This is a genomic window from Bacillus sp. AFS040349, from assembly GCF_002577655.1.
Lineage (GTDB): Bacteria > Bacillota > Bacilli > Bacillales > Bacillaceae > Metabacillus.
Genome location: NZ_NUMC01000064.1, coordinates 22,209 through 28,502, shown reverse-complemented (window position 1 = coordinate 28,502; position 6,294 = coordinate 22,209). Strand labels below are relative to the sequence as shown.

The 6,294-nt window shown below is 35.6% G+C and carries 3 protein-coding genes; all 3 read right to left on the bottom strand.

Features of this window, described 5'->3' with window-relative positions; all coding sequences use genetic code 11:
• Positions 1-256: 256 nt before the first annotated feature.
• Complete coding sequence (locus COD11_RS14585; RefSeq protein ID WP_098797630.1) at positions 257-1,351, bottom strand: HD-GYP domain-containing protein; 1,095 nt, start codon at positions 1,349-1,351, stop codon at positions 257-259.
• Between the two features lie 114 nt (positions 1,352-1,465).
• Positions 1,466-3,970 carry a DNA gyrase subunit A gene (gene gyrA / locus COD11_RS14580; protein WP_098797629.1) on the bottom strand — a complete coding sequence of 835 codons (2,505 nt, stop codon included), beginning with the start codon at positions 3,968-3,970 and terminating at the stop codon, positions 1,466-1,468.
• 309 nt (positions 3,971-4,279) lie between these two features.
• Positions 4,280-6,208 carry a DNA topoisomerase (ATP-hydrolyzing) subunit B gene (gene gyrB / locus COD11_RS14575; protein ID WP_098797628.1) on the bottom strand — a complete coding sequence of 643 codons (1,929 nt, stop codon included), beginning with the start codon at positions 6,206-6,208 and terminating at the stop codon, positions 4,280-4,282.
• Positions 6,209-6,294: the final 86 nt, after the last annotated feature.

Genomic DNA, 6,294 nt, shown 5'->3' with positions numbered 1-6,294 from the left:
TTGATATAGCTCATAAAGTTCGTACTATATAGTACATTGTTTTTGTTAATAAAAATTAACGTTGGCACGCTTGGTTTTGTTTAGTTTTCAAAGAACTTGTGATGTCACTCGAAAGCGACCTCATTAATATAACATTTAACAGTTAGTTAAGTCAACTACTTTTTTCAACAAAGTTTTATATGAACTACTCTGTTTGGCTGACTCAAAAAATTATATCAGCATCTATATCTTAAGTCAACACAAAACAGAGTAGTTTTTATATAATTTCTTCAATAAATAATTCTCTTCTATCTTTTAACGAAATGATCTCTTGGGAATACAAGTATTTAACCATAGGTCTAGTTGGGTTATTATCATCCATAAAGATAATTTCTGCATCCAATCCATCTGACAACTTTACCTTTGTACCTGTAGAAAACCTTGTTATTCCTTTTTTCAATTCATTAATAATTGTAAGATCAAATTTCCCGAATTCGTCCTCCATAATTTGTTCTAACACTTTAAATGGTGACTGCTTACTTCGATATGGTCTTACTGCAACCATAGCTTGGTAAATATCAGCTAAAGCTACTATTTTGCTATAAGGGTGAAGCTTTTCAGCTTTCACGCTTAAGGGATACCCGCTTCCATCTATTCGTTCATGATGCTGGAGTACCCCTAGCTTTACTCCATCCTTAATTGACATAATATTTTTTAATAAATTATAGCTATGAACCGGATGTTGCTTAATATCTTTATATTCACTTTCAGTTAATGTTACTTTTTTAGTTAGGATTGCTGGGTTTACTTTTGACATACCGCAATCACATAACAATCCCGTTAAGGCAATTTGATTTATTTCTCCCTTTTGATAGCCTATTTTTTGAGCTAAAAAGGCACTTACTAACGCCACAGACACACTGTGGTGGTACATATAATCTTCCTGCTTACAATAATGATAGAGTTTAAAGACTTCCTCATCATTACCTTCAATTTCAGATACTAGGGGTAAAATCGCTTGTCTTGCTTTGTTGATATCAATTTGAACACCTGATTGCCAACTAGTAAAAAGCTGCTTATAAGCTTGTACAGCTTCAAGGTATTGGTGGTAAAACGATTTTATTAATGTACTATTTTCAACCACTGTATCTTCTGTTTCATCTTGCTCATTACTATATCCAGCTAATTTGAATTCCCGGCCGTTATCAAGAATGTTTTCCACTTCAACTTCTTTTACCAGGAATGCTATAAGAGCTTCCTTAATGTGCTTTGTAATAATTGTATTTTTATATGCTAAAGGTTTATTTGTTGCTGATAAAATTGGCTTTGATAAGATACAACCTTCTTCTAATTGACTAATATGAATCTTCAAAGATATCCCCCCTTATGACATTATAAACAAAAAATAATGATAATGTTTAAGAATGTAAAAAAAGACTGAATTCCACACTCAAAGAATGTGTATTCAGCCTTCTATGCCTTTATATTATTCTTCAGATGAGTCATTTTCCAACTGCTGTTCTGTTACTTCCAGTTCTTCATTCATGTCATCTTGAGATTCTTCATCTTTTTGTACTAATGCTACAGTAGAGACAGATACGTTTTCATCAAGTCTGATTAATTTTACACCTTGAGTGTTACGGCCCATTTTCGAAATTGTATCAACATCCATACGGATCACAACTCCGCTAGCTGTAATCAGCATTATATCCTCTTGACCAGTAGCTGCTTTTACAGAGACAACTGGACCATTTTTCTCTGTAATATTACAAGTTTTTAATCCTTTACCACCACGACTTTGTATGCGATATTCCTCAGCAGGAGTACGTTTACCGTAACCATTGCTTGTTACAATTAAAATATCCACATCATCTTCAAGAATCTCCATACCAACAACTTCATCACTTTCTTCAAGTGAAATTCCTTTTACTCCTGAAGCTGTTCTACCCATAGAACGAACATCTGATTCCGGGAATCGGATAAGCATACCATTTTTCGTGCCTATGATGATATCCTTTGAACCATCAGTTAATTTTACAGAAATAAGCTCATCTTCTTCACGAAGACCTACTGCAATTAAACCGTTGTTTCGGATATTAGCAAATTGAGATAGAGGAGAACGTTTTGACACTCCATCCTTTGTAGTAAAGAATAAGAACCAATCATCTACAAATTCCGAAACCGGAATGATCGCATTAACCCACTCACCTTTTTCTACACTCAGAAGATTTATGATCGGCAATCCTTTAGCTGTTCTACTAAACTCAGGTATTTCATAACCCTTCGCTCGATATACTTTACCTTTGTTTGTAAAGAAAAGAATCGTATCGTGGGTTGATGTTGTTAGTAGTTGTTCAACAAAGTCATCATCATTTGTTCCCATACCTTGTATACCACGTCCACCGCGTTTTTGTGTACGATATGTTGAAACAGGAAGTCGTTTAATGTATCCATTATGAGTTAATGTAATAACTATGTTTTCTACAGGTATTAAATCCTCATCTTCAATGCTTTCAATTCCACCTGCTACAATTTCGGTACGGCGTTCATCGTTGAATCGCTCTTTAATTTCAGTTAGCTCTTCACGAATGATTTCAAGTACTTTCTCTTCATCCGCAAGAATTGCTTTTAGTTCTGCAATTAGCTTCACTAGTGATTGATATTCTTCTTCAATTTTTTCTCTTTCTAAACCTGTTAATCTTTGAAGTCTCATATCAAGAATTGCTTGTGCTTGCTTCTCACTTAAAGAAAATTGCTCCATTAATCCGTTACGGGCAATTTCAGTTGTTTGCGAGCTACGAATTAAGGCAATCACAGCATCCAAATGATCAAGGGCAATTCGTAAACCTTCTAAAATGTGAGCACGTGCCTCTGCTTTTCTTAATTCAAAAGCAGTACGACGTTTAATCACAACTTTTTGATGCTCAAGATAGTAATGAAGCATTTGCTTAATATTTAATACTTTAGGATGTCCATCTACTAGAGATAGCATATTAATACCAAAGCTTGTTTGAAGCGCTGTTTGCTTATAAAGGTTATTAAGTAATACGTTCGCATTCGCATCTTTACGAACCTCAATAACAACACGCATTCCAGTACGGTCAGATTCATCACGTAAGTCTGTGATTCCGTCAATCTTTTTATCTCGAACAAGCTCTGCGATTTTTTCAACTAGCTTTGCTTTATTTACTTGATAAGGAATTTCCTTAACAATAATTACTTGCTTACCTGAAGCCTTTTCTTCAATCTCAACCTTCGCTCTGAGAGTAATTGATCCACGGCCAGTTTCATAAGCTTTTCGAATCCCGCTTCTTCCGATAATTTGTCCAGCTGTTGGGAAGTCAGGTCCAGGAATAATTTCCATAAGCTCAGGAATTGTTATCTCTGGATCCTTACTAATCGCTAGGACGCCATCAATTACTTCACCTAATTGATGTGGAGGGATATTTGTTGCCATTCCTACCGCAATTCCAGTAGCACCGTTCACAAGTAAATTAGGGAATCTTGCTGGAAGGACTACTGGTTCTCTTTCGGAGCCATCATAGTTATCTTGATAATCAATTGTATCTTTGTTTATATCACGGATTAGCTCCATTGATATTTTAGACATACGAGCTTCGGTGTAACGCATTGCAGCTGCTGAGTCTCCATCGACTGACCCAAAGTTTCCGTGTCCATCTACTAGCATATATCTATAGTTAAAATTCTGCGCCATACGAACCATTGTTTCATAAACAGCCGAGTCACCATGTGGATGGTATTTACCAATAACCTCTCCAACGATACGTGCTGATTTTTTAAATAGTTTATCAGATGTCATCCCTAAGTCATTCATTGCATAAAGAATGCGTCGATGAACAGGTTTCAGTCCATCACGAACGTCCGGTAATGCACGAGACACAATTACACTCATCGCATAGCCTAAAAAAGATTCTCGCATTTCATTACTAATATTTCTCTCAATAACATGAGATCCTTGATTTTCCGCCATATTAAAATAACCTCCCTTATTCCTTTTCTTAATTTAATTGGGAGTGCCAAAAACATTACATCGAAAAATGGCAAAATACTATCTTCTTGTAGAAAAGTTGATAGTTTTAAATATAATAAAACCTGCCCAATTGGTTATGTTAAATAATTAGTCTACTCTTCATTATAGCAATATTAGCGAAAGATTACACATCAATTTGATGGAATATTCGTTTTCAGCTAACATTTCTTACACGATAACAATCTCTTTTTTTGTCTAATATTCTATGTAAAAAACACCTCACCGAGATGAGGTGTTCTTTCAGATAGATTAAATATCAAGATTTTTAACATACTGTGCGTTTTCTTCGATGAAATTTCTACGCGGCTCTACTTTATCGCCCATTAACGTATCAAATGTTTCATCCGCTTCAATCGCATCTTCTAATGTTACTTGAAGTAATGTACGTGTATCTGGATCCATTGTTGTTTCCCATAGCTGATCAGGATTCATTTCTCCCAAACCTTTATAGCGTTGGATGCCTGGTTTAGGTTGTTCAGGCATTTCGGCCAAATATGAATCTAATTGTTTATCGTTATAGGCATATTCAACTCGTTTTCCTTGTTGAATTTTATAAAGTGGAGGCTGAGCAATATAAATATAGCCTTTTTCAACAATTGGACGCATATAACGATAAAAGAACGTCAATAGTAGAGTACGAATGTGTGCACCATCTACATCCGCATCTGTCATAATAACAACTTTATGATAGCGGGCTTTTAGAATATCAAAATCTTCTCCAATACCTGTTCCAAGTGCAGTTATAATAGCTCTTATTTCATTGTTTGAAAGAATCTTATCAAGCCTTGCTTTTTCTACGTTTAAAATTTTACCTCTTAATGGCAATATTGCTTGAAAGTGTCTGTCTCGTCCTTGTTTTGCAGATCCACCTGCAGAATCACCCTCAACAATATAAATCTCACTAATAGAAGGATCCTTAGAAGAACAATCCGCTAACTTACCAGGTAAACTTGAGATTTCTAATGCACTTTTCCTTCTTGTTAACTCACGAGCTTTTTTTGCAGCTAAACGGGCTCTTGCAGCCATTAAACCTTTTTCAACGATTTTTCTAGCTACTGAAGGATTTTCTAACATGAATTTATCAAATGCTTCAGAAAAAACAGAATCTGTTACTGTACGAACCTCAGAGTTACCTAACTTCGTTTTTGTTTGACCCTCGAATTGGGGATCTGGATGTTTAACAGAGATGATTGCTGTAATACCTTCTCGAACATCTTCTCCAGAAAGGTTATCATCACTATCTTTAAATATTTTATTTTTACGAGCGTAGTCATTGATTACACGAGTTAATGCAGATTTAAAGCCTGCTTCATGTGTTCCACCTTCATAGGTATGAATATTGTTCGCAAAAGAATAAATATTACTTGTGTAGCTATCATTATACTGAATAGCAACTTCGGTTGTAATACCATCTTTTTCTCCCTCAATATAAACCGGCTCATCATGAATAACCTCGCGCGTACGGTTTAAATGCTCTACATATGACTTAATTCCGCCCTCATAGTAATATTCATTTGAACGTTTGTTTTCTCGTTTATCTTCAATCGTAATTTTCAATCCACGATTTAAAAATGCTAATTCACGAATACGGTTCGCTAATATTTCAAAATCATAGACAGTTGTTTCTTGGAAGATTTCCGCATCTGGCTTAAAGTGGGTGATCGTGCCTGTAACATCCGTCTCACCAATTACCTCTAAGTCAGCTGCTGGAATACCTTTATTAAATCTTTGGAAATGAACTTTTCCTTCACGATGAACTGTTACATTTAATTCTGTAGAAAGAGCATTAACAACAGATGCCCCTACACCATGAAGTCCACCTGATACTTTGTATCCTCCACCACCAAATTTTCCTCCAGCATGCAATACTGTCATGATAACTTCTACTGCAGGACGTCCCATTTTTTCATGTATCCCTACAGGAATACCACGTCCGTTATCTTTAACAGTAATACTATTATCTTCTTCAATGGTGACATTAATTTCATCACAGAAGCCCGCTAAAGCCTCATCAATACTATTATCAACAATTTCCCAAACCAAATGATGCAGACCCTTACTGCTCGTAGATCCTATATACATACCTGGACGTTTACGAACTGCCTCTAAACCTTCTAAAACTTGAATCTGATTTTCATCATATGATTGTTGTTGGACTTGATTATTTTCCGTCGTCACATTGATCACCTACACTTTTCCTAAAGCTTACTTGTCGTTGCACTCAAAGCCATACTCTAAAGCCCTTTCTGTTAAGAAGCTAGACT